Annotated in this window: 26 protein-coding genes; 21 read left to right on the top strand and 5 right to left on the bottom strand. The window is 62.2% G+C overall.

Features of this window, described 5'->3' with window-relative positions; all coding sequences use genetic code 11:
* Positions 1-62 precede the first annotated feature (62 nt).
* Positions 63-2030, bottom strand: coding sequence for a methyl-accepting chemotaxis protein (locus J5J10_RS08090; RefSeq protein WP_211929510.1), 1968 nt, complete (start codon positions 2028-2030; stop codon positions 63-65).
* 249 nt (positions 2031-2279) lie between these two features.
* On the opposite strand from J5J10_RS08090, the gene eno reads away from it, so the two are divergent.
* The 11 genes from eno (at position 2280) to lipA (ending at position 12279) form a co-directional block, all read left to right on the top strand.
* Entirely contained in the window at positions 2280-3554 is a 1275-nt protein-coding gene (eno, locus tag J5J10_RS08085; RefSeq protein ID WP_208550120.1) for a phosphopyruvate hydratase, read from the top strand.
* Between the two features lie 141 nt (positions 3555-3695).
* Positions 3696-4016, top strand: coding sequence for a septum formation initiator family protein (locus tag J5J10_RS08080; RefSeq protein WP_211929509.1), 321 nt, complete (start codon positions 3696-3698; stop codon positions 4014-4016).
* A gap of 138 nt (positions 4017-4154) precedes the next feature.
* Positions 4155-5201: a pyruvate dehydrogenase (acetyl-transferring) E1 component subunit alpha gene (pdhA, locus tag J5J10_RS08075; protein ID WP_211929508.1), complete on the top strand. Its 1047-nt coding sequence runs from the start codon at positions 4155-4157 to the stop codon at positions 5199-5201.
* 18 nt (positions 5202-5219) lie between these two features.
* Entirely contained in the window at positions 5220-6626 is a 1407-nt protein-coding gene (locus J5J10_RS08070; RefSeq protein WP_211929507.1) for a pyruvate dehydrogenase complex E1 component subunit beta, read from the top strand.
* Positions 6627-6642: 16 nt separating this feature from the next.
* Positions 6643-8013 carry a pyruvate dehydrogenase complex dihydrolipoamide acetyltransferase gene (locus J5J10_RS08065; protein ID WP_211929506.1) on the top strand — a complete coding sequence of 457 codons (1371 nt, stop codon included), beginning with the start codon at positions 6643-6645 and terminating at the stop codon, positions 8011-8013.
* 123 nt (positions 8014-8136) lie between these two features.
* On the top strand, positions 8137-8391 hold the full coding sequence (locus J5J10_RS08060) for a hypothetical protein (protein ID WP_211929505.1): 255 nt from the start codon (positions 8137-8139) through the stop codon (positions 8389-8391).
* Between the two features lie 55 nt (positions 8392-8446).
* Complete coding sequence (locus tag J5J10_RS08055; protein ID WP_211929504.1) at positions 8447-9085, top strand: SGNH/GDSL hydrolase family protein; 639 nt, start codon at positions 8447-8449, stop codon at positions 9083-9085.
* Between the two features lie 88 nt (positions 9086-9173).
* On the top strand, positions 9174-9413 hold the full coding sequence (locus tag J5J10_RS08050; RefSeq protein ID WP_208550149.1) for a YdcH family protein: 240 nt from the start codon (positions 9174-9176) through the stop codon (positions 9411-9413).
* A 64-nt stretch (positions 9414-9477) separates the two neighbouring features.
* Positions 9478-10923 carry a dihydrolipoyl dehydrogenase gene (gene lpdA, locus J5J10_RS08045; RefSeq protein WP_211929503.1) on the top strand — a complete coding sequence of 482 codons (1446 nt, stop codon included), beginning with the start codon at positions 9478-9480 and terminating at the stop codon, positions 10921-10923.
* A 73-nt stretch (positions 10924-10996) separates the two neighbouring features.
* Positions 10997-11251 carry a GlsB/YeaQ/YmgE family stress response membrane protein gene (locus J5J10_RS08040; protein ID WP_054148070.1) on the top strand — a complete coding sequence of 85 codons (255 nt, stop codon included), beginning with the start codon at positions 10997-10999 and terminating at the stop codon, positions 11249-11251.
* Between the two features lie 38 nt (positions 11252-11289).
* The gene (gene lipA, locus J5J10_RS08035) at positions 11290-12279 is read left to right on the top strand and encodes a lipoyl synthase (RefSeq protein ID WP_211929502.1); all 990 of its coding nucleotides are present in this window, start codon (positions 11290-11292) and stop codon (positions 12277-12279) included.
* Between the two features lie 6 nt (positions 12280-12285).
* Here lipA and J5J10_RS08030 read toward each other — a convergent pair whose 3' ends face one another.
* Both J5J10_RS08030 and J5J10_RS08025 read right to left on the bottom strand, forming a co-directional pair.
* Positions 12286-12579 (bottom strand): type II toxin-antitoxin system RelE/ParE family toxin, encoded by a 294-nt coding sequence (locus J5J10_RS08030; RefSeq protein ID WP_211929501.1) that lies wholly within the window; start codon positions 12577-12579, stop codon positions 12286-12288.
* Positions 12576-12821 carry a type II toxin-antitoxin system ParD family antitoxin gene (locus J5J10_RS08025; RefSeq protein ID WP_211929500.1) on the bottom strand — a complete coding sequence of 82 codons (246 nt, stop codon included), beginning with the start codon at positions 12819-12821 and terminating at the stop codon, positions 12576-12578. Before J5J10_RS08025 ends, J5J10_RS08030 begins: the two co-directional genes overlap by 4 nt.
* A gap of 145 nt (positions 12822-12966) precedes the next feature.
* Here J5J10_RS08025 and J5J10_RS08020 point away from each other — a divergent pair, with 145 nt between their 5' ends.
* Positions 12967-13419, top strand: coding sequence for a type II toxin-antitoxin system RatA family toxin (locus J5J10_RS08020; protein ID WP_211929499.1), 453 nt, complete (start codon positions 12967-12969; stop codon positions 13417-13419).
* On the opposite strand, the gene J5J10_RS08015 is transcribed toward J5J10_RS08020, so the two are convergent.
* Complete coding sequence (locus tag J5J10_RS08015; RefSeq protein ID WP_211929498.1) at positions 13416-13910, bottom strand: CinA family protein; 495 nt, start codon at positions 13908-13910, stop codon at positions 13416-13418. The genes J5J10_RS08020 and J5J10_RS08015 overlap by 4 nt on opposite strands.
* Positions 13907-15115 (bottom strand): bifunctional 2-C-methyl-D-erythritol 4-phosphate cytidylyltransferase/2-C-methyl-D-erythritol 2,4-cyclodiphosphate synthase, encoded by a 1209-nt coding sequence (locus J5J10_RS08010; protein ID WP_211929497.1) that lies wholly within the window; start codon positions 15113-15115, stop codon positions 13907-13909. Before J5J10_RS08010 ends, J5J10_RS08015 begins: the two co-directional genes overlap by 4 nt.
* Positions 15116-15286: 171 nt before the next feature.
* Between J5J10_RS08010 and dusB the strand changes: the two genes are divergently transcribed.
* The 9 genes from dusB to hflX all read left to right on the top strand — a co-directional run bounded on the left by dusB (position 15287) and on the right by hflX (position 26778).
* Entirely contained in the window at positions 15287-16291 is a 1005-nt protein-coding gene (gene dusB / locus J5J10_RS08005) for a tRNA dihydrouridine synthase DusB (RefSeq protein ID WP_211929496.1), read from the top strand.
* Entirely contained in the window at positions 16288-17433 is a 1146-nt protein-coding gene (locus J5J10_RS08000) for a nitrogen regulation protein NR(II) (protein WP_211929495.1), read from the top strand. The genes dusB and J5J10_RS08000 overlap by 4 nt, the downstream gene beginning before the upstream one ends.
* The gene (gene ntrC / locus J5J10_RS07995; RefSeq protein WP_211929494.1) at positions 17430-18881 is read left to right on the top strand and encodes a nitrogen regulation protein NR(I); all 1452 of its coding nucleotides are present in this window, start codon (positions 17430-17432) and stop codon (positions 18879-18881) included. The genes J5J10_RS08000 and ntrC overlap by 4 nt, the downstream gene beginning before the upstream one ends.
* A gap of 193 nt (positions 18882-19074) precedes the next feature.
* The gene (locus J5J10_RS07990) at positions 19075-21345 is read left to right on the top strand and encodes a PAS domain-containing sensor histidine kinase (protein ID WP_211929493.1); all 2271 of its coding nucleotides are present in this window, start codon (positions 19075-19077) and stop codon (positions 21343-21345) included.
* Positions 21335-22699 (top strand): sigma-54 dependent transcriptional regulator, encoded by a 1365-nt coding sequence (locus J5J10_RS07985; protein WP_208550185.1) that lies wholly within the window; start codon positions 21335-21337, stop codon positions 22697-22699. Before J5J10_RS07990 ends, J5J10_RS07985 begins: the two co-directional genes overlap by 11 nt.
* 66 nt (positions 22700-22765) lie before the next feature.
* Positions 22766-24142 (top strand): Trk system potassium transporter TrkA, encoded by a 1377-nt coding sequence (trkA, locus tag J5J10_RS07980; protein ID WP_208550189.1) that lies wholly within the window; start codon positions 22766-22768, stop codon positions 24140-24142.
* A gap of 7 nt (positions 24143-24149) precedes the next feature.
* Positions 24150-25013: a D-amino-acid transaminase gene (locus tag J5J10_RS07975; protein ID WP_211929492.1), complete on the top strand. Its 864-nt coding sequence runs from the start codon at positions 24150-24152 to the stop codon at positions 25011-25013.
* A gap of 107 nt (positions 25014-25120) precedes the next feature.
* The gene (gene hfq / locus J5J10_RS07970) at positions 25121-25366 is read left to right on the top strand and encodes an RNA chaperone Hfq (protein ID WP_208550199.1); all 246 of its coding nucleotides are present in this window, start codon (positions 25121-25123) and stop codon (positions 25364-25366) included.
* A 74-nt stretch (positions 25367-25440) separates the two neighbouring features.
* Positions 25441-26778: a GTPase HflX gene (gene hflX / locus J5J10_RS07965; protein WP_211929491.1), complete on the top strand. Its 1338-nt coding sequence runs from the start codon at positions 25441-25443 to the stop codon at positions 26776-26778.
* Positions 26779-26845: the final 67 nt, after the last annotated feature.

Below are 26845 nucleotides of genomic sequence, written 5' to 3'. Positions count from 1 at the left end.
GAAAAAAGGCGCCGGTGTGAAACCGGCGCCTCTTTTGTTCTGGATACTCGAACACCTGCGTCTCAGAACTCTTCCCAGTTGGCTGTGGCGGCCGAACCTGCGCCGCCCATGCCGAGCGCGCCTGCGAGCTTCTGTCCGAGCGCCCGGGCCGGAGAGACGACCGGTGCCGTTGCCGGTCCGGCCTGATGGATTTTCACCGGCGGCGCGTTGACGGCAGCCGACCGTGCCGAACCGACGCCACTGACCAGCCTGCCATCGAGCTGGAAGCGTGTCAGCAGCGAGTTCAGGTGCACGGCCTCATCGGACAGCTCGCGGCAGGACGCATTGGTTTCCTCGACCATCGCCGCGTTCTGCTGGGTCAACTGGTCCATCTGGTTGATCGCGGCGTTCACTTCGTTGAGCGCCGAGGACTGCTCGGACGAGGACTGGACGATAAACTCGATCAGGCCGTTCACTTCCTTCACTTGTCCGTCGATCTCGGCAAGCGCATCGCCGGTGCGGCTGACGAGCGACACGCCGGCGGCCACCTGGCTGGACGACGTTTCGACCAGTTCCTTGATTTCCTTCGCAGCGTTGGCCGAACGCCCGGCCAGTTCGCGGACCTCCTGGGCGACGACCGCAAAACCCTTGCCCGCTTCGCCAGCACGCGCGGCCTCGACGCCGGCGTTGAGGGCGAGCAGGTTGGTCTGGAAGGCGATCTCGTCGATCACGCCGATGATCTGGCCGATCTTGGAGGAGGAGTCCTCGATCTTGCCCATCGCCGAAACGGCATCGCCGACGACGGCAGCCGAGCGCGCGGCGCTCTCCTTGGTCCTCCCCATCATGTCGCTGGCCTGCCGGGCGCGGTCCGAGGCGTTCTTCACGGTCGCTGTAATCTCGTCGAGGGCGGCGGCCGCCTGTTCCAGCGATGCCGCCTGTGTCTCGGTGCGCTTGGCGAGATCATCGGTGCTGGTCGCGATTTCCGCCGAGCCGTTGCGCACGGTGCTGGTCGCGGTGGAGATTTCGCCGAGGGTGCCGGCGAGCGTTTCGACGCTTGCATTGAACTCGCCGCGGAGCTTTTCGTACGCTGCGGCGAAGGGCGTGGTCATGCGGAACGTCAGATCGCCCCTGGCGAGCTTCTCGAGTCCCCCTGATAGCTCGGCGATCACGCGGGCGCGCTCGGCATCCTCGGCCGCCTTTTCCTCGATCTGCCGACGCTCATGCTCGATCTGCCGGTTCCGTTCCTCTTCCTGCCGCTGACGGTTCATCTGTCGGTCTAGCGATGCTTCGCGGAACACCGTGACGGCATGCGCCATCTCGCCGATTTCATCGGCGCGGCCTTCATAGGGCACCGGCTTGGTGTAATCTCCGCCGGCCAGATCCGTCATGTAGTCGCGCATCTGGCTCAATGGCACGACCGCGCGGCGACGCATCCAGTAAAGGCCGCCGAACAGGATGGCGACGGAAAGCGCCGCGGCTCCCATCGAAAGGCTTGTGAAGAACGCTGTCTGCTCCGCCGCCGTCGCCTCCGACTCCGTCTGGAACTGGACCGCCATCGCGACGAGCTCGTTGACCACCTTGTCATGGTCGTGGAAGGCTTTATGCAGGTCGTCGAAGGCAGGACCTGCATCAGTGCCGCCCATCAGCGCCGGCTTGATCTCTCCGGTGAGCACCGTCCAGAAGATGTCGCCGGTGTTGACGATGTCCGTCAGCAGCTTCTGCTTGAGATGCGGCGCAAGGTCCGTGTTGCTCCAATAGGCGCGCCGGTCGTCGTAGGCCGGTTTCAGCACCTCTTCGATGCGCTTGAAATTCTGTTGCGCAAGTTCCGGATGCTCCGCAGCCTCCAGTGCCAGCGAATAGGATTCAACGACGTAGAGCGGCGGCGGAAGAATGTCGGCGACGAGGTCCTTACCGTAGACAATCTGCTGGTAGGAGTTGCCGTTGACCTTCAGTTTCATGAACGCGTAGGTCTGTATGCCAATGGATGTAATCATGCCAAGGCAAACCACCGCGCCGAACAGCGTCAGGCTGCGCGCAATGTTGAGTTTCATGTGTTCCCCACGAACGATTAGAAAATCTATTTTTCCGGACTAAAGGCCTGGGCGGGCCGGAGCTCGAATAGTCCATATGGTTAACAAATAAAGATTACCGAACGCTGAATCGTGTCTTGCGGGGACACGGGCGCGACGTGCGGCCGGCTGCGATGCGACCGTCGCCGCCGGCCGGGGTCTGCCATTGTATTTTTGGAATCATCCGGTAAGACAGGCCATTCTCAATCCCACCCAAGCAGGGAGGTCCTCATGACTGCCATCACCGATATCATCGGCCGCGAAATTCTCGACAGCCGCGGCAACCCGACCGTCGAGGTCGACGTCTATCTCGAAGACGGCAGCATGGGCCGCGCAGCCGTTCCCTCGGGCGCCTCGACAGGCGCGCACGAGGCGGTGGAACTGCGCGATGGCGGCAAGCGCTATCACGGCAAAGGCGTCGAGAAGGCCGTGGAAGCCGTAAACAGCGAGATATTCGACGCGATCGGCGGCTTGGATGCCGAAAACCAGATCCAGATCGACAATGTCATGATCGAGCTGGATGGCACGGCCAACAAGTCGCGACTCGGCGCTAACGCCATCCTCGGCGTCTCACTCGCCGTCGCCAAGGCTGCCGCTATCTCGTCCGGCCTGCCGCTGTTCCGCTATGTCGGTGGTCCGAACGCCCGCGTCCTGCCGGTGCCGATGATGAACATCATCAATGGCGGCGCGCATGCCGACAACCCGATCGATTTCCAGGAATTCATGATCATGCCGGTCGGCGCCGAATCGATCCGCGACGCAGTGCGCATGGGCTCGGAAGTGTTCCACGTTCTGAAGAAGGAACTGGCGGCTCAGGGTCACAACACCAATGTCGGCGACGAAGGCGGTTTCGCTCCGGGTCTCAAAAGCGCGCCGGAAGCGCTCGACTTCATCATGAAGTCGGTCGAGAAAGCCGGCTACAAGCCGGGCGAGGACATGTATCTCGCACTCGACTGCGCCTCCACCGAGTTCTTCAAGGACGGCAAGTACGTCATGGAAGGCGAGGGCCGCACGCTTGAGCCGGAAGCCATGGCGGAATATCTTGCTGAACTCGCCGCCAAGTACCCGATCATCTCGATCGAGGACGGCATGGCGGAAGACGACTGGGATGGCTGGAAGGCGATCACCGACAAGATCGGCAAGAGCTGCCAGCTCGTCGGCGACGACCTGTTCGTCACCAATTCGGCCCGCCTGCGCGACGGCATCAAGATGGGTGTCGCCAACTCGATCCTCGTGAAGGTCAACCAGATCGGTTCTCTGTCGGAAACGCTCGATGCCGTCGAGACCGCGCACAAGGCCGCCTACACCGCCGTGATGTCACACCGCTCGGGTGAAACCGAGGATTCGACCATCGCCGATCTCGCGGTCGCCACCAACTGCGGCCAGATCAAGACCGGCTCGCTGTCGCGTTCGGACCGTCTGGCAAAGTACAACCAGCTGATCCGTATCGAGGAAATGCTGGGCCCGCAGGCAGCCTATGCGGGTTCGTCGATCCTGCGCGCCTGATGGCGGCACCTTCGCCTCAACGTTCTAAGCCCGCGCCATCCCGGCGCGGGCTTTTTTCTTGCGCCGCCACAGGGTCAATATTCGGTTAAGCAATCCGCTCTAAGGTGAAGCTTCAGTATTGCGTTTCAGGGCATACCCGGCATGTGGACCAGGCATCACAAGAAAAGAAAATACGGCCGTCTTATTCTTCCCGCTCTCACTGTCGCCTTTCTCAGCTATTTCGGCTATCATTCCGTCCATGGTGACTATGGCCTGATCGCTGCCCAGGGGTTCGAGAAGATGCGGTTCGAGCGCGAGCGTGAGCTTGCCTTGCTCGTCAAGCAGCGAACATCGCTCGAAAAGCAGGTCGAGCTGATGAGTGACGGTTCGCTCGAGCGCGATATGATCGATGAGAAAGCGCGTTACCAGCTCAACGTGTCGCGTCCGGACGAGATCGTGATCTTCAATTCCTATTTCGATTAACCGAAATCAGGTTAATCGACTTTTAGCGTGCTTTTACAATAGCTTGATTGGAATGCGAGGCATGCATTTCTGGCATTGCCGACGGGTGAAAGCTTGTTTATGGTTTGCTCAACGACATCACGAGACAGGGAGGGTTGAATGGCGCCGCGCAAAACCGCGTCTGCTTCCAGCCGCAAGACGGCAGCAAAGACTGCCTCCAAGGATTTCACCGGAAAAAACAGCCCCGATTTTACAGCTGATCAGGAGCTTCACGCCTATCGCGAGATGCTTCTGATCCGCCGTTTCGAGGAAAAGGCCGGCCAGCTTTACGGCATGGGCTTCATCGGCGGCTTCTGTCACCTGTATATCGGCCAGGAAGCGGTGGTCGTCGGCATGCAGATGTCGCAAAAGGAAGGCGATCAGGTGATCACAGCCTATCGCGACCACGGGCATATGCTCGCCGCCGGCATGAGTGCGCGTGGCGTCATGGCCGAGTTGACCGGTCGTCGCAGCGGTCTGTCGAAGGGCAAGGGCGGCTCCATGCACATGTTCTCGAAAGAGAAGCATTTCTATGGCGGCCACGGCATCGTCGGCGCTCAGGTGTCGCTTGGAACCGGTCTGGCCTTCGCCAACAAGTATCGCGGCAACGACAATGTTTCTGTCACCTATTTCGGTGACGGCGCGGCCAACCAGGGCCAGGTCTACGAGAGCTTCAACATGGCGGCGCTGTGGAAGCTGCCGATCATCTACATCGTCGAGAACAACCGCTACGCGATGGGCACGTCAACGTCCCGTGCCACAGCGCAGTCGAACTACTCGCTGCGCGGCTCCGGCTTCGGCATTCCGGGCGTCCAGGTCGATGGCATGGACGTGCGCGCCGTCAAGGCTGCCGCGGACGAGGCGCTCGAGCACTGCCGCTCGGGCAAGGGCCCGATCATTCTCGAAATGCTGACCTACCGCTATCGTGGTCACTCGATGTCCGACCCGGCCAAGTATCGCTCCAAGGAAGAAGTGCAGAAGATGCGCTCCGAGCAGGATCCGATCGAGCAGGTCAAGGCGCGCGTCCTGGCGAATGGCTGGGCGACCGAGGACGATCTGAAGGCGATCGACAAGGACGTTCGCGACATCGTCGCCGACAGCGCCGATTTCGCGCAGGCCGATCCGGAGCCGGATGTATCCGAGCTCTACACCGATATCCTGTTGTGAGTGGGGAGGCGCAAGTCCATGTCCATTGAAATCCTGATGCCCGCCCTGTCTCCGACCATGGAAGAGGGCACCCTGTCCAAGTGGCTCAAGAAGGAGGGTGACAAGGTCACCTCCGGCGACGTCATCGCGGAAATCGAAACCGACAAGGCGACCATGGAAGTGGAAGCCGTCGACGAGGGCGTGATCGGCAAGCTGCTGGTCGATGCCGGCACCGAAAACGTCAAGGTCAACACCCCGATCGCCGTCCTGCTGCAGGATGGCGAAAGCGCCGACGACATCAAGGCACCCAAGCCCGCCAAGACGGAACAGGCTCCGGCCGAGGCGTCGGATGCCACCGCCGGCAAGGCCCGCGAAGCCAAGGAAGAAACGCCGGCCGATGCCAAGGTTCCGGCCGCTCCGAAGGTCGAGGTCGCTTCCGATCCGGACATTCCGGCCGGCACCGAGATGGTCTCCATGACCGTCCGCGAAGCGCTGCGCGAGGCCATGGCCGAAGAAATGCGCCGCGACGAGAACGTCTTCGTCATGGGTGAGGAAGTCGCCGAATACCAGGGCGCCTACAAGATCACGCAAGGTCTGCTGCAGGAATTCGGTGACAAGCGCGTCATCGACACCCCGATCACCGAGCACGGCTTTGCCGGCGTCGGCGTCGGCGCCGCGATGGCCGGTCTTCGCCCGATCGTCGAGTTCATGACCTTCAACTTCGCCATGCAGGCGATCGACCAGATCATCAACTCGGCCGCCAAGACGCTCTACATGTCCGGTGGCCAGATGGGCGCCCCGATGGTGTTCCGCGGCCCGAACGGTGCCGCTGCCCGCGTTGCCGCCCAGCACAGCCAGGATTACGCCGCGTGGTACAGCCACGTGCCCGGCCTCAAGGTCGTCATGCCGTACACGGCAGCCGACGCCAAGGGGCTGCTCAAGGCCGCGATCCGTGATCCGAACCCCGTCATCTTCCTCGAAAACGAAATCCTTTACGGTCACTCCTTCGAGGTGCCGAAGCTCGACGATTTCGTGCTGCCGATCGGCAAGGCGCGTATCCACAAGAAGGGCAATGACGTGACGCTCGTCTCCTTCGGCATCGGCATGACCTATGCGGTGAAGGCGGTCGAGGAACTGACCAAGGACGGTATCGACGTCGAACTGATCGACTTGCGGACCATCCGCCCGATGGACCTGCCGACCGTCATCGAATCGGTAAAGAAGACCGGTCGCCTTGTTGTCATCGAGGAAGGCTTCCCGCAGTCCTCCGTCGGCGACTTCATCTCCAACAGCGTCCAGCGGGTCGCGTTCGACTATCTCGACGCGCCGATCGTCACGATCGCCGGCAAGGACGTGCCGATGCCGTACGCCGCCAACCTCGAGAAGCTTGCGCTTCCGAACGTCGGCGAAGTCGTCCAGGCGGTGAAGACCGTCTGCTACAAGTAAACGGGAGGGCAGGAACATGCCGATCAACATCACGATGCCGGCACTCTCCCCGACGATGGAAGAGGGCAATCTGGCCAAGTGGCTGGTCAAGGAAGGCGATACCGTCAAGTCCGGTGACGTCATCGCCGAGATCGAGACCGACAAGGCGACCATGGAAGTGGAGGCTGTCGACGAGGGCGTCGTCGCCAAGCTCGTCGTGCCCGCCGGCACCGAAGGCGTCAAGGTCAACAGCCTGATCGCCATTCTCGCCGAGGAAGGCGAGGACGTGAAGGCCGCAGCCGCCGGTGGCGATGCCGCTCCGGCGCCGAAGGCAGCACCTGTCAACGATGACGGCCCGGGCAAACCGGAGCCGACACCCAACCCGACGCCAACGCCGGCAAAAGCGCCGATCGCCGACCAGGGTCCGGCTCCGTCGACACCCGCGCCGGTTTCGGCTTCGGGCGATCGCGTCTTCTCCTCGCCGCTGGCACGCCGGCTGGCGAAGGAAGCGGGTCTCGACATCTCCAAGGTATCCGGCTCCGGGCCGCACGGCCGTGTCGTGAAGTCCGACGTCGAGAAGGCCGTTGCCTCCGGTGGCGCAAAGGCATCCGCCGCGCCGGCGGCATCTGCGGCGCCGGCTCCCGCCATGGCCAAGGGTGCTGGCGACGATGCCGTGCTCAAGCTGTTCGAGGAAGGCTCCTACGAGCTCATTCCGCACGACGGCATGCGCAAGACGATCGCTTCGCGCCTTCTCGAGTCGCACCAGACCGTGCCGTCCTATTTCGTCTCGATGGACTGCGAACTCGACGCGCTGATGAAGCTGCGCGCCGAGATCAACAAGGCCGCCCCGATGGTCAAGACGGAGAAGGGCGAGGTTCCGGCCTACAAGCTCTCGGTCAACGACTTCATCATCAAGGCGATGGCGTTGGCGCTGCGCGACGTTCCGATGGCGAACGCTTCGTGGACCTCGACGGCTCGTATCAAGCACAAGCACTCTGACGTCGGCGTCGCCGTGGCCATTCCGGACGGACTGATCACGCCGATCATCAAGAAGGCCGAGACCAAGACGCTGTCCACCATCTCCAACGAGATGAAGGATCTGGCACGGCGCGCCCGCGACAAGAAGCTGAAGCCCGACGAATACCAGGGCGGCACCACGGCGGTGTCGAACCTCGGCATGTTCGGGGTGTCCAACTTCACCTCGATCATCAACCCTCCGCATGCCTCTATCGTCTCGATCGGCGCCGGCATAGAGAAGCCGGTCGTCAAGAACAGCGAGATCAAGGTGGCGACGGTGATGACGGCGACGTTTGCCTTCGACCATCGCGTGATCGACGGCGCGCTCGGCGCGGAACTGGCATCCGCCTTCCAGAAGCACATCCAGAACCCGATGGGCATGCTGGTCTAATAAACTCGGCCTCTCCCGGACACCGGGAGGGCCATGTCCTTGCGCATGGAACAGGATCGACATTTCCCGATCGCAGACACATATCTTACGGGTAGGCGATGCGGGTTTTGACGGAGGTCTCACATGGCAAATGAACCAGTCGACATGATCATGCCGATGCTGCGGGAAATACGCGCCGAGATCAGCGATATGCGCGGGGAGATGAACCAGCGTTTTGAGGCGGTCGAGGAGCGGCTTGACAAGCTTGAAAGCGGCCAGAAGACCATTCGCCAGGCTATGCAGGCGGATACGATGATGTCCAGACTCGTGACCGGCGAATTCGAGGACCGGATATTCGAGCTGGAGCGCAAGGTCGATGCGCTGATGAAGGGCAAGTGACGGGTCGGGCGCGGACGCGTTTCCGGCACGGGCAGGCAAGGGACCGAAGGCTCATATGAAAAGCGTTCTCTGCTACGGCGACTCACTGACCTGGGGCTATGATCCCGTCAAACTCGGCCGTCATGCCTATGAAGACCGCTGGACGAGCGTGCTGCAGAAGGGGCTTGGCCATGGCGTCCGCGTTCTGGCGGAAGGACTGAACGGGCGCACCACGGCCTATGACGACCATCTGGCCGATTGCGAGCGCAACGGCGTGAAACTGCTGCCGACCCTTCTCGAGACCCACAAGCCGATCGACCTCGTCGTGATCATGCTCGGAACCAACGACATGAAGCGCGGGATCGAGGGAACGGCCGCGGGCGCGACGAGCGGGATGAAGCGCCTTGTTTCGCTCGTGCGCCACCACGACTGGGGCTTCGACTTCGAGGGACCGGACGTGCTGATCGTGTCGCCACCGCCGATTTGCGAGACGGCAAACGCCTTCTTCGCGGCGATGTTCAAGGACGCGCTTGAGGAAAGCGCCATGCTTGCCAGCATGTACCGCGACATGGCCGACGAGATGGGGTGCGGTTTCTTCGATGCCGGTTCCGTGGCGAAGACGACGCCGCTTGACGGCATCCACCTCGACGCGGCCAACACCCGCGCAATCGGTCGCGGGCTTGAGCCGGTCGTGCGCATGATGCTTGGAATCTAACGGAAATCTTGGATTTTTGATCAGGATCAAGGAGTGAGAGAGAGGGCACGCTAGGCTTCAGGTATCAGACAACAAGAGGAGATACCTGATGTCGAACACCCCGCACGAACTGGCGGAAGAGTTTCCCGAACATGTCGCCAAGATGCACGCGCTGAAGACAGGCGACGCACACTTTGCGAAACTCTTCGAGGACTATCACGAGGTGAACCGCGCCATTCATCGTGCAGAAACGGATGTGGAGCCTGTCGGTGACGCGCACATGGAAACGATGCGCAAGAAGCGGATGGTTCTGAAGGATGAAATCTACGGGATGCTGATGCGCGCATAGCTCTTCATCCCGGGCAGGCGGGTCGGTTCAGGTCCGCTTGCCGATAACAAGGAGATGAAGACCCGTGTCGAACGCCTATGACGTCATCGTAATCGGATCCGGTCCCGGCGGATACATCGCAGCGATTCGCGCAGCCCAGCTCGGCATGAAGGTTGCCGTCGTCGAGCGCGAACATCTGGCCGGCATCTGCTCGAACTGGGGCTGCATTCCGACCAAGGCGCTACTGCGCACCGCCGACGTGATGCACACCGCCACCCATGCCAAGGATTACGGACTGACGCTCGAAGGCTCGATCAAGCCTGACATCAAGGCCATCGTCGCCCGCTCGCGTGGTATCGCGCATCGTATGAACAACGGCGTCGGCTTCCTGTTCAAGAAGAACAAGGTCGACATCATCTGGGGCGAGGCCAAGATCACCAAGCCCGGTGAGATCGTCGTCGGCAAGCCGACCAAGAAACCGGTCGAGCCGATGGGTCCCGTGCCGAAGAACACGCTGGGCGAGGGCACCTACACCGCCAAGCACATCATCGTCGCCACCGGTGCGCGTCCGCGCGCGCTGCCCGGCATCGAGCCGGATGGCAAGCTGATCTGGACTTATTTCGAGGCGATGAAGCCGGAGGAAATGCCAAAGTCCCTGCTGGTCATGGGCTCGGGCGCGATCGGCATCGAATTCGCCAGCTTCTATCGCACCATGGGCGTCGACGTGACCGTCGTCGAGATCATGAAGCAGGTCATGCCTGTCGAGGACGAGGAAATCTCCGCCTTCGCCAAGAAGCAGTTCGACAAGCAGGGCATGAAGATCCTTCTGGAGGCCAAGGTCGCCAAGGTGGAGAAGGGTGCCAATTCCGTCACCGCGACGATCGAGAAGAAGGACGGTTCGGTCGAGAAGATCACCGCCGACCGGATGATCTCGGCCGTCGGCGTGCAGGCCAATATCGAAGGCATCGGCCTTGAGGCCGTCGGCGTGAAGACCGATCGCGGCTTCATCGTCATCGACGGCTACGGCAAGACCAACGTGCCGGGCATCTATGCGATCGGCGACGTCGCCGGCCCGCCGATGCTGGCCCACAAGGCCGAGCATGAGGCAGTGATCGTCGTCGAGAAGATCGCCGGCCTGCCGAACGTCCACCCGATGGACAAGAACAAAATCCCCGGCTGCACCTATTGCCACCCGCAGGTTGCCTCCGTCGGCCTGACCGAAGCCAAGGCCAAGGCAGAGGGTCGCGACGTCCGCGTCGGCCGCTTCACCTTCGCCGCCAACGGCAAGGCCGTGGCGCTCGGCGAAGACCAGGGCATGGTCAAGACGATCTTCGACAAGAAGACCGGCGAGCTTCTGGGCGCCCACATGGTCGGCGCGGAAGTCACCGAACTCATCCAGGGCTTTGTCGTCGCGATGAACCTTGAGACGACGGAAGAAGACCTGATCCACACGATCTTCCCGCATCCGACCATTTCGGAGACGATGAAGGAAAGCGTGCTCGACGCCTACGGCAAGGTGCTGAACGCCTGAGGTCTGTTGTGAAAGAGGACCATGCCGCCTATATGGGCGGCATGTCCAAACTACGATCCGAAAGGGGTTCGACGTGGCGGGTTTTGAAGTCGGCATCATTGCAACGATATTCTTCGGCGGTCTGGCCGGCTGGCTCGCCGGCAAGCTCATGGACATGCGCTTCGGCGTGTTCATGAACATCGTGATCGGCATCGTCGGCGCGGCGATCGCCGCCGCGATCTTCCGCCGCCTCGGCATCTTTGTTGAAGGCGACTGGCTCGGCTACCTGATCACCAGTTTCGTTGGCGCGAGCCTCCTTCTCTTCATCGCCAGGCTCGTCCGGCGATAAATCAGAAAGGCCGCCCAGGCGGCGCACAGGGTTTCATCATGGTCACCATCCTCGACAGGATCAATCTTTCCAGCGCCGCCGCAGGGACCGTCGCGGATGAAAAGCGCGTGCGCCATCCGGAAAAGGCCCATCGGCCGGATACGGAAGTGCTGCGCAAGCCGGAGTGGATCCGCGTGAAGGCGCCGACCTCGAAGGGTTACAACGAGACGCGCGAACTGGTGCGCTCGCACAAGCTGGTCACCGTGTGCGAGGAGGCGGGTTGCCCGAACATCGGCGAGTGCTGGGACAAGAAGCACGCCACCTTCATGATCATGGGCGAGATCTGTACCCGCGCCTGCGCCTTCTGCAATGTCGCGACCGGCAAGCCGAACGCGCTCGACATGGACGAGCCGGAAAACGTCGCCAAGGCGGTCCGGCAGATGGGCCTCAGCCATGTCGTCATCACCTCTGTCGACCGCGACGATCTGGAGGACGGCGGCGCCGAGCACTTTGAAAAGGTGATCTGGGCGATCCGCGAAGCCTCGCCGCTGACGACGATCGAAATCCTGACACCGGATTTCCTGAAAAAGCCGGGTGCTCTGGAACGGGTCGTCGCTGCCAAGCCTGACGTGTTCAACCACAACATGGAAACCGTTCCGGGCAATTACCTGACGGTCCGCCCCGGCGCCCGCTACTTCCATTCGGTGCGGCTCCTCCAGCGGGTCAAGGAACTCGACCCCACCATGTTCACCAAGTCAGGCATCATGGTCGGCCTTGGCGAGGAACGCAACGAAGTCCTTCAGCTGATGGACGACCTGAGGACGGCCGATGTCGACTTTCTGACGATCGGCCAGTACCTGCAGCCGACCCGCAAGCACCACAAGGTCGAGCGCTTCGTCACACCGGACGAGTTCAAGTCCTACGAGACGGTCGCTTATTCCAAGGGCTTCCTGATGGTCTCGTCCAGCCCGCTGACGCGCTCGTCGCACCATGCGGGGGATGACTTTGCGCGGCTGCGAGCGAACCGGGAAAAGTTGGCCCGGACCTAGTTCAAGTTAACTTAGGTGGTCATGCCAATTCTCGCGCGCGTTTGGAACGGCGACGATGAGCACGTCACCATTGGCCTTGACCCTATAGATGACCAGATGCGATCCCGCTGGATGGATACGAACTGGTGGGGAAATCTCCGGACGTTCGCGAGCCATATGGGGATTTTCGGCGAGTAGATTGAAGACGTGTTCGAGATGAAGGTGGTAGGTTTCGGCCTGCACCTCTCCGAATGTCTCGACACCACGACGATAGATCCCGCGAATATCCTCTGCTGCTCTGCGGGTGAGCCGATAGCTCAAGCGGTTTTGCTCCGCTTTTCTTTCATCGAGCGGAGAATATCGCGCATACTTTCGTCGCTCTCGCCGCTTGAAATCGCTTCCTCGACAATTTTCTGGATGTCGGCGATCTTTTGCTGGCGTTCCTGATCCTGCTTGATTAGGTCCTGGACGTAGGCATCCTCGCTTGCGAACTGACCGGTTCGTGTCCGATCGTCAACAAACTGCTTCATGTCGTCGGGTAACCCGATGTTCAGTTTGGCCATGCTACTGTCTCCTGTGAGGGAAATTTGCTCGCGTACGCGTAAAAAGTCAAAGATTGGCGCTGTAGATTGGAGCGAAACGAATTTTGGCCGTTCTCGAGCACGCCACTTGCTTGATCTTGCGGACATCCCCCACTAAATCCCGCTCATGCCTCAATTCGAAACCCGCCGTATCGTCAAGCACTCGCACGACCGAATGTATGCCCTCGTCGCCGACGTCGAGCGCTATCCGGAATTCCTGCCGCTCTGCGAAGCGCTGACCGTTAGGTTGCGCAAGGAGCGCGACGGCAAGGAACTGCTGATTGCCGACATGAGCGTCGGTTACAAGGCGATCCGCGAAACCTTTACGACACAGGTTCTCTTGAATGAGCCGGAACGGGCGATCGATGTGAAATACATCGACGGGCCGTTCCGCTATCTCGACAACCGCTGGCGGTTCGAGGAAACGGCGGAAGGCGGCTGCTCCGTCCACTTCTTCATCGACTACGAATTCAAGAACCGGATATTGGGCGCGCTGATGGGCTCGATGTTCGACCGCGCCTTCCGCATGTTCGCCGAAGCCTTCGAGGCCCGCGCCGACAAGGTCTATGATGCGGCCTAAGCCGCCTCGATCAGCATGTCGAGCGCTGTTTTGACTGTGGCGAGCCTGATCTCTTCCCGACCGAGATCGCCGTAACGCATTTCCCGGTGGAACGCGGTCCCATCGCTTGCAACAGCGGCCAGATGCACCAGCCCGACCGGCTTGTCCTGCGATCCGCCGCCGGGACCGGCGATTCCCGTCACGGCGACTGAAACGCTCGTACCGGCCTTCGCGCGCGCGCCGCGCGCCATTTGCAGGGCCGTCTGCATGGAGACGGCGCCGAAGTCGCGCAGCGTATCGGCCTCCACGCCGAGCATCTCCATCTTGGCCTTGTTCGAATAGGTGACGAAGCCGCGGTCGACGACCGCCGACGATCCGGCGATCTCCGTCAGGATGCCGGCGATCAGCCCGCCCGTGCAGGATTCCGCCGTTGCGATCGTCAGGCCACGCGCGGTGAAATCCCTGATGATGGATGATGCAAGCGCTTCCAGTTCGGCGGGAAAGAGGCTCATCCCGTGACTCCGTAGACGACCGTCGCCGTAGCGATCGCGGCGATGCCCTCTCGGCGGCCGACGAAGCCGATCGTCTCGTTCGTCGTCGCCTTGACCGAGCAGCGGTCGACGGTGATGCCGAGGATGTCGGACAGCATCTCCCGCATGGCCTGCCGGTGCGGACCCACTTTCGGCGCCTCGGCGATCAGCGAGATATCCGCGTTCATGATCGTGCCGCCGGCATCGCGCACGATTTTTGCCGCATGCTCCAGGAATATTCGCGAGGCCGCGCCTTTCCATTGGGGGTCTGATGGCGGAAAGTGATCGCCGATGTCGCCCGCGCCGCAGGTGGCAAGCAGGGCATCCGTCAGGGCATGCAGTGCCACGTCCGCATCGGAATGCCCCTTCAGTTTCTGGTCGTGCGGGATGAAGATGCCGCAGAGCGTGACACCGTCGCCGGGTTCCAGTTGGTGGACATCGTAGCCGTTGCCCGTGCGCACGTCCGGTAACGTTGTCTTCGACAGGCGTTCGTCGGCCATGGCTATATCCCTTTGTATGGTGAGCTTCACATTGTCGGGCGAGCCGAGCACGATAGTAACAGGCAGCCCGGCCCATTCGGTGATTGCGGCATCGTCGGTGAAGTCGAGCCGGCCTTCCGCGAGAGCCTTGCGGTGCGCGGCAAGGATCGCCTGCAGGTCGAAGCTCTGTGGTGTCTGCGCGGCATAGAGGTCGGTGCGGGAAACGGTTTCCCTGACTGTCATGCCTTCGCCAGCCCTTTTCAGCGTGTCGGTAACAGGCGTGGCCGGCAGCACGCACGGCGCGCCGTCCTCAAGCGCGTCCGCCACCCTGTCGAGCAGCTCCCGATTGAGGAAAGGTCTGACGCCGTCATGAATCATGACGTAGCGGAGATCGCGGCCGTCAAGGCGTTCGAGACCTGCAAGCACGGATTGCTGCCGGGTCGCGCCACCGAACACTTTCTCGACCAAAATCGGCCCGGCTGTGGCTTCAAGCGCGGCGTCGAACAAGGTCTCGTCGTCCGGGTGGATGACCACCACGATCGGACCGTGACCTCGCCAGGCCGCGAACCTGTCCAGTGTGTGGGCGATGACAGGACGGCCGCCGATCCGCCTGTATTGTTTAGGGCCTTCCGATGAGGCGCCGGCCCGCTCTCCCCGCCCGGCCGCGACGATGACGATTCCCGTGTGCGGCGCCGAACGATGTTGCATTTGCACAAAAAATCCCGGAGAGAAAATCAGACGACCTTCCTCTAGCCTCTGCACAGGTGTTTTTCCAGCATTTGCCCGGTTTTTTGTCCACCGCTTGGGATTTTGCTTGGCAAAGGCGCCGTCGATGTTTAAAAAACGTGCAGTACATTATCGTGCCTGAAAGATAGTCATTTGCGTCCAGCGGACCTCGATACGCCCTTCCAGATCGGATCGGTCACTGTTCGGAACAGGGTCGTGCTTGCGCCGATGTCCGGCGTGACGGATCTGCCTTTCCGAAAGCTGGCCGTTCGCTTCGGCGCAGGGCTCGTCGTGACGGAAATGGTCGCAAGTCGCGAACTCGTTCACAACGCGGCCGAATCGTGGACACGCCTGCGGCATGCCGGCCTCAAGCCGCATATGGTGCAGCTCGCTGGACGCGAGGCACACTGGATGGCCGAGGCCGCCAGGATATCCGAGGCCGAAGGTGCTGATATCATCGACATCAACATGGGTTGCCCGGCCAAGAAGGTCATCGGTGGCTACTCCGGATCGGCGCTGATGCGCGATCCCGATCATGCGCTGTCCCTGATCAAGGCGACAGTGAAAGCCGTCAGGGTGCCCGTGACTGTCAAGATGCGGCTCGGATGGGACGAGAACACGCTGAACGCACCCGAGATTGCGCGCCGCGCCGAACAGGCAGGCGTCGCGCTTGTCACCGTACATGGCCGGACGCGCATGCAGTTCTACGAGGGCCGTGCCGACTGGGACGCGATCGCGCGGGTTCGCGAGGTCATATCCATTCCGCTGATCGCCAATGGCGATGTCGATTCGGTCGACGATGCCCGTGAAATCCTGCGGCGGTCCGGCGCAGATGCCGTGATGGTCGGGCGAGGCTGTCAGGGTCGTCCCTGGCATGCGGGTGTGCTCGCCGGTCATGCCGCGCCCGCAGCCAGCGAGATCGGTGCGATCGTCGAGGAACATTATCTGGCGATGCTGGAACACTACGGCGAAGCCGTCGGCATCCGTCACGCCCGCAAGCATCTGGGCTGGTATGTCGAGAGGTTCGCTCCTGAAACCTCGGCCGGGGATAAGGCGGCGCTGATGACCGCCAAGGACAGCGGAACGGTCGTATCGCTGCTGCGGCGTCTGTTCGAGACGGCCGGACACAAGATCAACCAGCGTTGCGAGGCAGCATGAGCGGATCGAACCCCGCCGCAGGATCGAACGGACTGGCGATGGCCGTCCTTAACGCGATCCAGAATCCGGTGATCCTCGTCGATGCCGCGGGCCATATCGCCTTTGCGAACTGGGAGGCCGAAGCTTTTTTCGGTGCCAGCGCCAGCCATCTGTCGCGCTATCGTATCTCCACCTTCATCCCTTTCGGAAGTCCTCTGCTGGCGTTGATCGACCAGGTGCGCGAGCGCCGTGCGCCGGTCAATGAATACAGGGTCGATCTCTCGTCGCCACGGCTCGGGCAGGACAAACTGGTCGATCTCTATGTCGCTCCGGTCGTCAGCGAACCCGGCTCGGTCGTCGTCGTCTTTCAGGAACGGTCCATGGCCGACAAGATTGACCGGCAGTTGACCCACAGGGCGGCGGCGCGCTCGGTCACCGGGCTCGCTTCCATGCTGGCGCACGAGATCAAGAATCCTCTGTCTGGCATTCGCGGTGCGGCGCAATTGCTGGAAAGCTCGGTGCAGGATGACGACCGGGCGCTGACGCGGCTGATCTGCGACGAGACCGACCGTATCGTCTCTCTGGTCGACCGCATGGAGGTGTTCTCCGACGAACGACCCGTCGACCGACTGCCGATCAATATTCACTCGGTCCTCGATCACGTGAAGGCAATCGCCCAGGCCGGTTTTGCCCGCAATATAAAGATCACCGAAAGCTACGATCCCTCGCTACCGCCGGTCTTCGCCAATCGCGACCAGCTGGTGCAGGTCTTCCTGAACCTCGTGAAGAACGCGGCAGAGGCGGTCGGCGAACGGCCTGACGGCGAGATCCAGCTCACAACCGCGTACCGCCCCGGCATCCGCCTGTCGGTCGCCGGTTCCCGAGAGAAAATTTCACTGCCGCTGGAGTTCTGTGTCCATGACAATGGACCCGGCGTGCCGACGGATCTGCTGCCGCATCTCTTCGATCCCTTCATCACCACCAAGACCAACGGTTCGGGCCTCGGGCTAGCGCTGGTCGCCAAGATCATCGGCGCCCATGGCGGCATCGTCGAATGCGACAGCCAGGCCAGCCGCACCACCTTCCGAGTGCTGATGCCGGTCTCCAAGGTTCCCGGACCGGACGACATCGGCACGCCGAGACCAACGGGAAGCAACGCATGACAGCAACAATCCTTGTCGCCGACGATGATGCCGCCATCCGCACGGTCCTAAACCAGGCGTTGAGCCGCGCCGGCTACGATGTCCGCATCACCTCCAATGCCGCGACACTCTGGCGCTGGATTTCGGCCGGCGAGGGCGATCTGGTGGTGACCGATGTGGTCATGCCGGATGAAAACGCCTTTGACCTGCTACCGCGCATCAAGAAGGCGCGGCCCGAGCTTCCTGTTCTGGTGATGAGCGCACAGAACACCTTCATGACCGCCATCAAGGCGTCGGAGAAGGGGGCTTACGATTATCTGCCGAAGCCATTCGACCTCACCGAACTTATCGCTATCATCGGTCGGGCGCTCTCGGAGCCGAAGCGCCGGCCGGCGCGCGCGGATGATGACATGCAAGACGGCATGCCGCTGGTCGGCCGTTCCGCCGCCATGCAGGAAATCTACCGCGTGCTCGCGCGCCTGATGCAGACCGACCTGACGCTGATGATCACCGGCGAGTCCGGCACCGGCAAGGAACTGGTTGCCAAGGCGCTGCATGACTACGGCAAGCGCCGCAACGGACCCTTCGTTGCGATCAACATGGCGGCGATCCCGCGGGACCTGATCGAATCCGAATTGTTTGGCCACGAAAAGGGTGCTTTTACCGGTGCCCAATCGCGGTCCACCGGCCGTTTCGAGCAGGCCGAGGGCGGAACGCTGTTTCTCGACGAGATCGGCGACATGCCAATGGACGCCCAGACCCGGCTCCTGCGCGTTCTGCAACAGGGCGAATATACGACCGTGGGCGGCCGCACGCCGATCCGCACCGATGTCCGCATCGTCGCCGCAACCAACAAGGATCTGAAGCAGTCGATCAACCAGGGTCTGTTCCGAGAGGATCTCTATTATCGCCTCAACGTGGTCCCCCTGCGCCTACCGCCGTTGCGCGACAGGGCCGAGGACATCCCTGATCTCGTGCGCCACTTCGTGCAGTATGGCGAGAAGGAAGGCCTGGACGCCAAGCGCTTCGACAACGAGGCGCTGGAGGCGATGAAGGCCTATCCCTGGCCGGGCAACGTCCGGGAACTGGAGAACCTCATCCGTCGCCTCATGGCGCTCTACCCGCAGGACATCATCACCCGCGAGATCGTCGACGCGGAACTCCGGTCCGAGGTCAGCGACAGCCCGATCTCCAAACCCGGCGTTGCGGCTGGCTCCATGACCATCGCCCAGGCGGTGGAGGAGAACATGCGCACCTATTTCGCGAGCTTCGGCGACGGTCTGCCGCCTCCGGGCCTCTACGACCGGGTGCTGACCGAGATGGAATATCCCCTGATTCTCGCTGCGCTCACGGCAACGCGCGGAAACCAGATCAAGGCCGCCGATCTTCTCGGACTGAACCGGAATACGCTCCGCAAGAAAATCCGGGAGCTTGGCGTTTCGGTCTATCGGAGCTCGCGCTCGGCTTGACAACCGTGACCGCTTAGTTGCAATTTCGCCACATTGCGTTGCTCAAAAGTCACGAATCCACCATGGACCGCGCGTTGATGGTGGAGTGTCGGGACCGAGCCGCGCCTGTCCCCCGATTTGTCAAGCGCGGCCGTCCGGCCGGACGGGTGGCTGACTGACCTTGCCACCCGCAACGGGCGACGAGAGGGGATGAATGAAGAAGCCGAATATGCTGAGGAAAGCTGATGGTGAACCGGTGTCCGCCCCGCAGGATCGCCGCGCATCCTTCGCCATGCCCGGCTTGCTTCTCGCCGGCGGCGCGCTGACCTGTGCTATCCTTACGCTCCCGATCCTTCTGGGACTGACACCGGTCGAGCCGACGTCGCAGGTGCTGATCGCGTCGGCAGTCGTCAACTCGCTGTTCGTCGTTGGCCTGATGGTGCTGATAGGGCGGGAGGTGAGCAGGCTGGTGCGTGCTCGCACCCACGGACGAGCCGCCGCCCGGCTGCACGTCCGCATCGTGGCGCTGTTCTCGATCGTCGCCATTACGCCCGCGATTCTCGTCGCTATCTTCGCGTCGATTACGCTCAATGTCGGTCTCGATCGCTGGTTCTCGATCAGGACGCAGTCGATCGTCAGCTCGTCGATGAATGTCGCCCAGGCCTACATGCTGGAGAATGCCAGCTATCTGCAGGGCCAGACGATTTCCATGGCGAACGACCTGGAGCGCAATCGGGCGCTGTTCTTCCTCGATCGCACTGGTTTCGTTGAGCTTTTGACGCGGCAGGCGCGGGGGCGCGGCATGCTGGGTGCGTTCCTGGTGCGTCAGGACGGTTCGGTCATGACCCAGGCCGAGATCGACACCGAAAAACCGCTTCCCGCCATTCCCCAGGATGCGCTCAACAGCGCCGTGGCTGGGCAGCCGACCCTCATACCGCCGGGTGTCACCAACCTCGTCGGCGCGATCATCAAGCTCGAGGCGATTTCAGGTGCTTACCTTTATACGATCCGGGCGGTCGATCCGAAGGTGATGTCGGCCATGCGGCTGATGGAAGACAACATCGCCGAATACAAGGCGATGGAGGCCGGGCGGGCGTCGCTGCAGATCGCCTTCGCCGTTCTCTATGTCGGCTTCGCGCTCGTTGTGCTTCTCGCTGCGATCTGGACGGCAATCGCCGTGGCAGACCGAATCGTACGGCCGATCCGCACCCTTATCGGAGCCGCCGACAACGTTGCCTCGGGCAATCTCGACGTCGTGGTGCCGGTACGTGCCATCGATGGCGACGTCGGCAGCCTGTCACGCACCTTCAACAAGATGATCTCGCAGATCAGGACGCAGCGAAACGAGATCCTGGAAGCCAAGGACGAGGTCGACGACCGCCGGCGCTTCATCGAAGCCGTGCTGTCGGGTGTCACCGCCGCGGTCATCGGCGTCGAGGACGATCACGTGATCACCATCGCCAACCCGACGGCGGAGTATTTCCTGGGACTTTCGGCAGAGGAACTCGTCGGCCGTAAGCTGGGAGATGTCGTGCCGGAGGTCGAGCAGGTGCTGCAGGAAGCCGCCGGTCGCCACCGCACCGATTATCGCCGCCAGATCAACATCATCAGGGGCGGCACCGAGCGCACGCTCAACGTCCAGGTCACCCGCGAGGAAACACGCGGCAGTGCCGACAGCTACGTGATCACGCTCGACGACATTACCGACCTTGTGATCGCCCAGCGCTCGACTGCCTGGGCTGATGTGGCCCGCCGCATCGCCCACGAGATCAAGAACCCGCTGACCCCGATCCAGCTCTCCGCCGAGCGCCTGAAGCGCCGTTATGGACGGCAGATCGCCGACGACGACCGCGCTGTCTTCGACCAGTGCACCGACACCATCGTCCGGCAGGTGGAGGATATCGGGCGCATGGTTGACGAATTTTCGGCCTTTGCCCGCATGCCGAAGCCGACGAAGCAGAAGTCCGACCTGCGCGACATCGTCAAGGACGCCGTCTTCCTGCGCGAGATGGCGAGCACCGGCGTCACCTTCGACCGCGATCTGGGCGATGCCCCGCTGATGGGCATGTTCGACGCCCGAATGCTCGGCCAGGCCTTTGCCAACCTGATTAAGAATGCGGTCGAGGCGATCGAGGCTGCGGCGACTGATCGCCCGGGCATGGTCGGCAAGATCCTCGTGCGCTCCCGTTTCGAGCCGTCGCTCGACCGGTTCGTGATCGACGTGATCGACAATGGTAAAGGGCTGCCGGTCGAGAACCGGCACCGCATTTTGGAACCGTATATGACGATGCGCGAGAAGGGCACCGGGCTCGGTCTTGCGATCGTGAAAAAGATTATCGAGGAGCATGGTGGTCAGCTCGAACTGCATGACGCACCGGCCGATTTTGACAATGGACGAGGCGCGATGATCCGCGTCCTGCTTCCCCGCATGGAAGCAGGCGCTATCTCCGCCGAGCAGGACAAGGAAGTAGTTCATGGCCTCTGACATTCTGGTGGTCGACGACGAGGAAGACATCCGCGAGATCGTGTCGGGGATCCTCAGTGACGAGGGGCATGAGACCCGCACCGCGCATGACGCCGACAGCGCGCTTGCCGCGATTTCCGATCGCGCGCCGCGGCTCATCTTTCTCGACATCTGGATGCAGGGCAGCCGTCTCGACGGACTGTCGCTCCTCGACGAGATCAAGGCCCGTCATCCCGACCTTCCGGTCGTGATGATCTCCGGCCATGGCAACATCGAAACGGCCGTCTCCGCCATCAAGCGGGGCGCCTTCGACTTTATCGAGAAGCCGTTCAAGGCTGACAGGCTCGTGCTGATCGCCGAGCGGGCGCTGGAGAATTCCAAGCTGAAGCGTGAGGTCTCCGAGCTCAAGCGCCGCACGGGAGATGCTAGCGAACTGATCGGTACCTCGGTGGCCGTCTCCCAATTGCGCCAGACAATCGAGAAAGTGGCGCCGACCAACAGCCGGATCATGATCGTCGGCCCGTCCGGTTCCGGCAAGGAACTGGTGGCGCGGATGATCCACAAGCGGTCCTCCCGCTCCGGTGGTCCATTCGTGACGCTGAACGCCGCCGCTATCACGCCGGAGCGCATGGAGATCGCCCTCTTCGGCACAGAGGGTGGTCCCGGCCAACCGCGCCGTATCGGCGCGCTGGAAGAGGCCCATCGCGGCATCCTCTATCTCGACGAGATCGGTGAAATGCCGCGCGAGACGCAGAACAAGATCCTGCGGGTTCTCGTCGACCAGCAGTTCGAGCGGGTCGGCGGCTCGAAGCGGGTCAAGGTGGATGTCCGCATCTTTTCGTCCAGCGCCTACAATCTGGAATCGATGATCGCCGAAGGCCGCTTCCGTGAGGACCTGTTCCACCGTCTGGCGGTCGTGCCGGTCAAGGTGCCGGCGCTTGCCGAGCGGCGCGAGGACATTCCTTTCCTGGTCGACATGTTCATGCGCCAGATCTGCGAACAGGCGGGCATACGCCAGCGCAAGATCGGTGACGATGCCATGGCCGTGCTCCAGGCCAACGACTGGCCGGGCAACATTCGCCAGTTGCGCAACAATATCGAGCGTCTTCTCATCCTGGCGAAGAACGACAGCCCCGAGCAGGCAATCACCGCCGACATGCTGCCGACCGATCTGTCCGACATGCTGCCCAAGGTATCGGCGAAGAACGACACGCACATCATGACGCTGCCGCTGCGCGAGGCGCGCGAAATGTTCGAGCGCGACTATCTGGTGGCGCAGATCAACCGTTTTGGCGGCAATATTTCCCGAACCGCCGAATTCGTCGGCATGGAGCGCTCCGCCCTCCATCGCAAACTGAAATCGCTTGGCGTATAAGACGCACGACGAAGCGGGCCGCGTAGGCGGCCCGATTCTCCTCAAAACGGCGGTGAAAGATCAACGATGAAGGTGATTATCTGCGGCGCGGGTCAGGTGGGCTACGGCATCGCCGAGCGTCTGTCCCAGGAAGACAACGACGTCTCGGTCATCGACACGTCCGCCTCGCTGATCGCCAGAATTACCGAAACGCTCGATGTCCGCGGCTATGTCGGCCATGGCGCCCATCCGGATGTGCTGGCGAAGGCCGGCGCGGACCAGGCCGACATGCTGATTGCCGTCACGCTCTACGACGAGATCAACATCGTTGCTTGCGAGGTCGCGCACGCGCTCTTCAACGTGCCGACCAAGATCGCCCGCATCCGCGCGCAGAACTATCTCCTGCCGGAGTATTCCGACCTCTTCAGTCGCGATCACATGCCGATCGATGTGGCGATTTCGCCGGAGGTCGAGGTTGGCAAGATGGTGTTGCGCCGCATTTCCTTCCCCGGTGCCACCGACGTGGTGCGATTCGCCGAGGAAAACATCGCGATGGTGGCGATCGAGTGCATGGAGGACTGCCCGGTCCTTAATACGCCGCTACACCAGTTGAGCCAGCTTTTCCCGGACCTGATGGCGACGGTGACCGGCATATACCGCAATGGCCGGCTGTCGGTTGCCCATTCGAACGACCAGTTGTTGGTTGGCGATCTCGCCTATGTCATCTGCCAGAAGGACCATGCGCGCCGCACGCTTGGCCTTTTCGGCCACGAGGAGCAGGAGGCAGCCCGGATCGTGATCGCCGGAGGAGGCAATATCGGCTATTTCGTCTGCCGCGCCATCGAGCAGATGCAGCCGAAGACGCGGATCAAGATCATCGAGAACGACCGGGCCCGCGCGGTCGCCATCTCCGAGCAGTTGCGCAACGCCATCGTGCTGCACGGCTCGGCTCTCGACCAGAACATTCTGCAGCAGGCCGACATCCAGGACGCCGAACTGATGGTGACGCTGACGAACAGCGACCAGACCAACATTCTGGCCGCCGCCATGGCCAAACGTCTCGGCTGCCAGTCGACCATGGCGCTTCTCAACGATCCCTCCATGCAGGAACTGACGACCGCCGTCGGCATCGATGCGCATATCAATCCGCGCGCCGTAACCATTTCGCGCGTCCTCCAGCATGTCCGCAAGGGCCGCATCCTGTCGGTTTATGCCGTCCAGAAGGGCGCAGCGGAGGTGATCGAGGCGGAAGCGCTCGAAACCTCGCCACTGGTCGGCATTCCCTTCCGTGACCTTCACCTGCCGGCGGGTGTCCGCATCGGCGCCGTCTACCGCGACAAGAAGGTCCTGAGGCCGGATGGCGACCTGAAGATCAAGGCGAAGGACCGCGTGGTGCTGTTCGCCACCGCCGCCGCCGTCAAGGACGTCGAGCAGATGTTCCGCGTTTCCATCCAGTTCTTCTGAGAGACCCATGCCCCGCATTGCCTACGTCAACGGCCGTTACGTGCCCCACACCGAAGCCCGCGTCCACATCGAGGATCGCGGCTATCAGTTCGCCGATGGCGTCTACGAAGTGTGCGAGGTGCGCCACGGCCTGATCGTCGATCTGACCCGCCATCTCGACCGGCTGGATCGCTCCCTGTCGGAACTCAGGATCGCCACACCGATGAGCCGCAGGGCGCTGACGGGCGTGATCCGCGAGGTCGTGCGGCGCAATCATGTCCGCAACGGCCTGTTCTACCTGCAGGTGACGCGCGGCGTGGCGCGGCGCGATCATGTGTTTCCGTCAGCCTCTGTTAAACCGGCTCTGGTGGTGACAGCGAAGAGCACGGACCCGAAAGGCATTGCTGCGAAGAACGAGAAGGGTATCAAGGCGATCACGGTCCGCGACAACCGCTGGGACCGCGTCGACATCAAGTCCGTCGGCCTGCTTCCCAATGCGCTCGCCCGACAACAGGCGAAGGAGGAGGGCGCCCAGGAAGCGATCTTCATCGACGCCGACGGCATGGTGACGGAGGGTGCGGCCACCAATGTCTGGATCATCGACCGCGACGGTTTCCTCGTCACGCGTCCCGCCGATCACGGCATCCTCAAGGGCATCACCCGCACGACGCTCATGGATGTGGCGGAAAAACTTGGGGTCGAGATCCGTGAGCGGCGGTTCTCCCGCGAGGAAATGCTGGCCGCACGCGAGGTGTTCATCACTGCCGCCACGAGTATTTGCTTTCCCGTCGTGGAGATCGACGGGCAGGTGATCGGCAACGGCCATCCCGGCGAAACGGCCGAGCGCATCCGCGGTCACTTTTTCGAGATTGCGGAAAAGATCGCGATTTGATACCTAACCTTGCCGGGAGGGGGCTCGGGGGCGAACCCTATCCAGCTTAGCAGCTCAAGAATCATAAGATCCGGCACAATGCCGGCAAAGAAGAAAGAATCGGCGCCATGGCGGAACGTTCTCAGAATTTGCAGGATTTGTTTCTCAATACCGTCCGCAAGCAGAAGATCTCCCTGACAATCTTCCTGATCAACGGTGTGAAACTGACCGGAGTCGTCACCTCGTTCGACAATTTCTGCGTGCTTCTGCGGCGCGACGGTCACTCGCAGCTGGTCTACAAGCATGCGATTTCGACGATCATGCCCGGCCAGCCGATGCAGATGTTTGAGACCGAGGAAGCCTCGGCTCAGTAAGGGTTGATCCGATCAACACCAGGGATACCAACAACGATTCGATCATCCCGGAGCTGGAAAAGCGCCGCGATGACATGCGGGCACTGGTTGTCGTTCCGGTCCTGAAGCAGCAGGCGAAGGTGCTTGCGGCGCAGGCGGCGGAAGCCTCGCACGCGCCGCGCAGCAACGAGGCCCGGCTCGAGGAAGCGATCGGGCTTGCCCGCGCCATCGACCTCGAAATCGTCGACGGCTTGATCGTGACCGTGTCGCAGCCGCGCCCGGCAACCCTGATGGGGACCGGCAAGATCGCCGAGATTCGCGAAAGTCTCGACGCGCACAACGCCGGTCTCGTCATCGTCGACCACCCGCTGACGCCCGGCCAGCAGCGTAATCTCGAGAAGGAATGGAATGCCAAGGTCATCGACCGGACGGGCCTGATCCTCGAAATCTTCGGCCGCCGTGCCTCCACCAAGGAAGGTACGCTGCAGGTCGAGCTTGCCCACCTCAATTACCAGAAGGGCCGCCTCGTGCGCTCCTGGACCCACCTTGAACGCCAGCGCGGCGGTGCGGGCTTCATGGGCGGTCCGGGCGAAACCCAGATCGAGGCCGACCGCCGGCTGCTGCAGGACCGTATCGTGCGCCTGGAGCGTGAACTGGAACAGGTGGTGCGCACCCGCCAGCTGCATCGGGCCAAGCGCCGCAAGGTGCCGCACCCGATCGTGGCGCTCGTCGGCTACACCAATGCCGGCAAGTCCACCCTGTTCAACCGGATCACCGGGGCAGGGGTGTTGGCCGAGGACATGCTGTTCGCCACGCTCGACCCGACGCTGCGCCGCATGAAGCTGCCGCATGGCCGGACCGTGATCCTGTCGGATACCGTCGGCTTCATTTCCGACCTGCCGACCCATCTCGTCGCCGCCTTCCGCGCCACGCTCGAAGAGGTGCTGGAAGCGGACCTCATCCTGCACGTGCGCGACATGTCCGACCCGGACAACGGCGCGCAATCCGCTGACGTGCTGCGCATTCTCGGCGATCTCGGCATCGACGAGAAGGAGCGCGCCGAGCGCATCATCGAGGTCTGGAACAAGATCGACCGACTGGAGCCCGAGGCGCACGACGCGCTCACCCAGCGTGCTGCCGGCCGTGAGGACATCATGACCGTCTCCGCCGTCACCGGCGAGGGCATGAACCGGCTGCTCGACGTAATCTCGGAGCGTCTCTCCGGCGTCCTGACGGAGACCACGATCGTCATTCCGGCCGACAAGCATTCCGTCATTTCCTGGGCCTACGAGAATGCCGTCGTCGACGGCCGAGAGGACCACGAGGATGGCTCGGTGAGCCTGGAGGTGCGCCTCACCGAGCGTCAGGCCGCCGAACTGGAGCGCAAGTTGGGGCTCGGAAAGAAGCCGGAGAAGGAAGACTGGGAACGCTGAGTGCTCCCACTTCCCTTAGAACATCTGTGATCGATTGATCTGCGTCAAATTGCCGTGACTGTCTCCG

Source organism: Ciceribacter sp. L1K23, assembly GCF_018122705.1.
Taxonomy (GTDB): domain Bacteria; phylum Pseudomonadota; class Alphaproteobacteria; order Rhizobiales; family Rhizobiaceae; genus Allorhizobium.
This window is presented reverse-complemented; position numbering and strand designations above follow the sequence as displayed.

Coding starts and splice junctions, on each gene's coding strand:
- J5J10_RS08025 (WP_211929500.1), bottom strand. CDS start 12,821: ATGGCCAAACTGAACATCGGGTTACCCGACGACATGAAGCAGTTTGTT.
- lipA (WP_211929502.1), top strand. CDS start 11,290: ATGGTCACCATCCTCGACAGGATCAATCTTTCCAGCGCCGCCGCAGGG.
- J5J10_RS07975 (WP_211929492.1), top strand. CDS start 24,150: ATGCCCCGCATTGCCTACGTCAACGGCCGTTACGTGCCCCACACCGAA.
- hflX (WP_211929491.1), top strand. CDS start 25,441: ATGCGGGCACTGGTTGTCGTTCCGGTCCTGAAGCAGCAGGCGAAGGTG.
- trkA (WP_208550189.1), top strand. CDS start 22,766: ATGAAGGTGATTATCTGCGGCGCGGGTCAGGTGGGCTACGGCATCGCC.
- J5J10_RS08060 (WP_211929505.1), top strand. CDS start 8,137: ATGGCAAATGAACCAGTCGACATGATCATGCCGATGCTGCGGGAAATA.
- hfq (WP_208550199.1), top strand. CDS start 25,121: ATGGCGGAACGTTCTCAGAATTTGCAGGATTTGTTTCTCAATACCGTC.
- J5J10_RS08080 (WP_211929509.1), top strand. CDS start 3,696: ATGTGGACCAGGCATCACAAGAAAAGAAAATACGGCCGTCTTATTCTT.
- J5J10_RS08020 (WP_211929499.1), top strand. CDS start 12,967: ATGCCTCAATTCGAAACCCGCCGTATCGTCAAGCACTCGCACGACCGA.
- J5J10_RS08090 (WP_211929510.1), bottom strand. CDS start 2,030: ATGAAACTCAACATTGCGCGCAGCCTGACGCTGTTCGGCGCGGTGGTT.
- J5J10_RS08010 (WP_211929497.1), bottom strand. CDS start 15,115: ATGCAACATCGTTCGGCGCCGCACACGGGAATCGTCATCGTCGCGGCC.
- J5J10_RS07990 (WP_211929493.1), top strand. CDS start 19,075: ATGAAGAAGCCGAATATGCTGAGGAAAGCTGATGGTGAACCGGTGTCC.
- J5J10_RS08065 (WP_211929506.1), top strand. CDS start 6,643: ATGCCGATCAACATCACGATGCCGGCACTCTCCCCGACGATGGAAGAG.
- J5J10_RS08055 (WP_211929504.1), top strand. CDS start 8,447: ATGAAAAGCGTTCTCTGCTACGGCGACTCACTGACCTGGGGCTATGAT.
- J5J10_RS08070 (WP_211929507.1), top strand. CDS start 5,220: ATGTCCATTGAAATCCTGATGCCCGCCCTGTCTCCGACCATGGAAGAG.
- J5J10_RS08015 (WP_211929498.1), bottom strand. CDS start 13,910: ATGAGCCTCTTTCCCGCCGAACTGGAAGCGCTTGCATCATCCATCATC.
- J5J10_RS08050 (WP_208550149.1), top strand. CDS start 9,174: ATGTCGAACACCCCGCACGAACTGGCGGAAGAGTTTCCCGAACATGTC.
- J5J10_RS07985 (WP_208550185.1), top strand. CDS start 21,335: ATGGCCTCTGACATTCTGGTGGTCGACGACGAGGAAGACATCCGCGAG.
- ntrC (WP_211929494.1), top strand. CDS start 17,430: ATGACAGCAACAATCCTTGTCGCCGACGATGATGCCGCCATCCGCACG.
- eno (WP_208550120.1), top strand. CDS start 2,280: ATGACTGCCATCACCGATATCATCGGCCGCGAAATTCTCGACAGCCGC.
- pdhA (WP_211929508.1), top strand. CDS start 4,155: ATGGCGCCGCGCAAAACCGCGTCTGCTTCCAGCCGCAAGACGGCAGCA.
- J5J10_RS08000 (WP_211929495.1), top strand. CDS start 16,288: ATGAGCGGATCGAACCCCGCCGCAGGATCGAACGGACTGGCGATGGCC.